The organism is Streptomyces chlorus, from assembly GCF_042655885.1.
Taxonomy (GTDB): Bacteria; Actinomycetota; Actinomycetes; order Streptomycetales; family Streptomycetaceae; genus Streptomyces; species Streptomyces chlorus.
In genome coordinates this window covers 103,812-107,041 of the sequence record NZ_JBHSOA010000139.1, presented here as the reverse complement: position 1 = coordinate 107,041, position 3,230 = coordinate 103,812, and the positions used below count along the sequence as shown (strand labels likewise).

Below are 3,230 nucleotides of genomic sequence, written 5' to 3'. Positions count from 1 at the left end.
ACGCCCTGTTCCACCTCGAGGCCGACCTGCGCTGGCTGGAGCTCACCGCCGCGCGCCTCGACAAACTCCGTGAGGCGGTCTCCCGATGACGATCCCCGCCGGATCCCTGCTCACCGCCCAGGACCTGCGCAAGGCGTACGGGCCCACCCCCGCGCTCGACGGCGCCGCGTTCTCCATCCATCCCGGCGAGGTCGTCGCCGTGATGGGCCCCTCCGGGTCGGGCAAGTCGACCCTGCTGCACTGCCTCGCCGGGATCGTCACACCCGACTCCGGCTCGATCATGTACAACGGGCGCGAACTGACCGCGATGAACGACTCCGAGCGCAGCAGGCTCAGGCGCTCGGAGTTCGGCTTCGTCTTCCAGTTCGGGCAGCTCGTGCCGGAGCTGACCTGCGTGGAGAACGTCGCCCTGCCCCTGCGGCTGAACGGCACTCCCCGCAAGGAGGCCGAGCGCGCCGCCCTGGCCTGGATGGAGCGCCTGGAGGTCGACGACGTCCGGGCGAAGCGGCCCGGCGAGGTCTCCGGCGGCCAAGGGCAGCGGGTCGCCGTGGCCCGGTCGCTGGTGACCGGCCCGCGGGTGCTGTTCGCCGACGAGCCGACCGGCGCGCTGGACTCGCTCAACGGCGAGCGCGTGATGGAACTGCTCACGGAGGCCGCCCGGTCCACCAACGCCGCCGTCGTCCTCGTCACGCACGAGGCGCGGGTGGCCGCGTACTCCGACCGCGAGATCGTCGTACGCGACGGGAAGTCCCGGGACATGGAGCACGCCGTATGAGCGGGACCAAGGAGCGGGACCGCACCGCTTCCTCCGCCCCGGAAGTCCCCGTCGTCCGCACGGAGCCGAAAGCCCGTGCGGTGGCCCGGGATTTGGGCATGGGTGTCCGGTTCGCCCTGGCCGGCGGGCGCGAGGGTTGGATCAGGGCCTTACTCACCGGGGTCGGCGTCGGTCTCGGCGTGGCGCTGCTGCTGCTCTGCGCCGCCCTGCCCGGCGTACTGACGGAGCGGGACCGGCGGGAGGAGGCGCGGCTCGACTGGCCCTTCATCTCGGAGGTCATACCGAAGGCCGACGACACCCTGATCATCGCGCGTACCGACACCGAGTTCCGGAACGAGCACATCCGCGGCCGGCTGACGGAGCAGGAGGGCCCGAAGGCCCCCATGCCGCCGGGTCTGGGCGAGTTCCCGGCGGTCGGCGAGATGGTCGTCTCCCCTGCCCTGAAGGACCTGCTCGCGTCGGACGGCGCCGGACTGCTGCGCGAGCGGCTGCCGTACGACGTCGTGGGGACGATCGGCGAGCCGGGCCTCGTCGGCTCGCAGGAGCTCGCCTACTACGCGGGGGCCGAGGGGCTCGCCGACCGGTTCGACGGCTCGGCGGCGGTACGCCTCGACAGGTTCGGCACCCCTGGCGAATATGTGTCCGAGGAAGAGACCGACCCGGTCATCATGCTGCTGGTCCTGGTCGTCTTCGTGGTGCTGCTGACGCCGGTCGCCGTGTTCATCGCCACCGCCGTACGGTTCGGCGGCGAACGGCGCGACCGCCGGCTCGCGGCGCTGCGGCTGGTCGGCTCCGACGCGGCGGCCACCCGCCGCATCGCGGCGGGCGAGGCGCTGGCCGGAGCACTGCTCGGGCTGGTCCTCGGCACCGGCTTCTTCCTGATCGGCCGTCAGGTCACCGCCTCCGTCGAGGTGTTCGGCATCAGCGTGTTCCCGAGTTTCCTGAACCCGTCGCCGCTGCTGGCCCTGCTGGTCGCGGTGCTGGTCCCGGCGGCCGCGGTGCTGGTGACGCTGCTCGCGCTGCGCGGGGTCGTCATCGAGCCGCTGGGCGTGGTCCGTGCGGCGCGTCCGCCCCGGCGGCGGCTGTGGTGGCGGCTGCTGCTGCCACTGGCCGGCATCGCGATGCTCTATCCGATGATCGGTCAGGGCCGGGAGAACGGGGACTTCAACGAGTACCTGGTCGCCGGCGGTGTCCTGCTGGTGCTCATCGGAATCACCGCGCTGCTGCCGTGGGTCGTGGAGACGGTCGTCTCCCGGCTCGGCAGGGGCAGCCTGTCGTGGCAGCTGGCGGTGCGCCGGCTTCAGCTCAGCAGCGGCTCGGCGGCCCGGATGGTCAACGGGGTCGCGGTGGCGGTGGCCGGCGCGATCGCGCTCCAGATGCTGTTCGCCGGCGTCGAGGGCGACTACACCGAGGACACCGGGTTCGACGTGTCGCTGGCCCAGGTGCAGGTGGAATTGCCGACGGGCCAGGACCTCGCCCCCGCCGCAGAGAAGCTGGCGGCCACCAAGGGTGTGAGCAAGGTCTACGCGGTGTCCCACGGCTACCTCGGCGACAAGCCCTGGCGGCAGGAGCCGGAGAACAGCACAGCACTGACCGTCGCCGACTGCGCGACCCTGCGCACGGTGGCGAAGCTCCCTTCGTGCCGTGACGGCGACGTGTTCACGGTCTCCGGCGCCGAGTACGACACCGGCACCCCGACGCTGAACAAGCCGGGAGTGGACCTCCACCTCGAGGTATCCGATCCCTCGGACCCCTCCGGCTACGGCGAGGGGGCCGTCTGGACGGTTCCCGCCGGGGTCAAGCAGGCCCGGTCGGTTCCGGACCCGGTGGGCCACGAGCATGGCGGCTTCCTGCTGACCCCGGGCGCGGTGCCGGCGGGGATGACCGACGGACTCTCCGGCGAGCTCTACCTCGAGGTCGACGAGTCGGTGCCGTACGCCATGGAGCACGTGCGGAACACGGCCGCCGCGATCGATCCGCTGACGGACGTGTTCAGGTGGAGCGCCTCCGAGCGTTCCGAGACCTACGAGTCGATCCGTACCGGCCTGTTCGTCGGCGCGGCCTGTGTCCTGGCGCTGATCGGGGCGAGTCTGCTGGTCTCCCAGCTGGAGCAGTTGCGCGAACGCCGCAAGCTGCTGTCGGCCCTGGTCGCCTTCGGCACCCGGCGGCGCACCCTGAGCCTGTCGGTGCTGTGGCAGACGGCCGTCCCTATCGGCCTGGGGCTGCTGCTGGCCTCGGCGGTGGGGGTCACGCTGGGCGCCGTCCTGCTGCGGATGACGTCGACACCGGTGCGGATGGACTGGACGAGCCTGTTGCAGATGACCGGTTTCGGTGCGGGGGTCGTCGTGGTGGTGACGCTGCTGAGTCTGCCGCCCCTCCTGCGCATGATGCGCCCGGACGGCCTCCGCACGGAGTGACCGGCGCGGCGGCCGGTCCCGGGCAGCCCGGGGTGCCC

The 3,230-nt window shown here is 72.1% G+C and carries 2 protein-coding genes and 1 pseudogene; all 3 read left to right on the top strand.

Features of this window, described 5'->3' with window-relative positions; genetic code table 11:
• Positions 1 to 89, top strand: a pseudogene (locus tag ACFPZI_RS36660) (PadR family transcriptional regulator); the annotation flags it as partial.
• A complete protein-coding gene (locus tag ACFPZI_RS36655) occupies positions 86 to 775 on the top strand; it encodes an ABC transporter ATP-binding protein (protein WP_381371484.1) in 690 nt (229 codons plus the stop codon). The pseudogene ACFPZI_RS36660 and the gene ACFPZI_RS36655, both read left to right, overlap by 4 nt.
• Positions 776 to 873: 98 nt before the next feature.
• Complete coding sequence (locus ACFPZI_RS36650) at positions 874 to 3,192, top strand: ABC transporter permease (protein ID WP_381371491.1); 2,319 nt, start codon at positions 874 to 876, stop codon at positions 3,190 to 3,192.
• Positions 3,193 to 3,230 lie beyond the last annotated feature (38 nt).

Coding starts and splice junctions, on each gene's coding strand:
- ACFPZI_RS36650 (WP_381371491.1), top strand. CDS start 874: ATGGGTGTCCGGTTCGCCCTGGCCGGCGGGCGCGAGGGTTGGATCAGG.
- ACFPZI_RS36655 (WP_381371484.1), top strand. CDS start 86: ATGACGATCCCCGCCGGATCCCTGCTCACCGCCCAGGACCTGCGCAAG.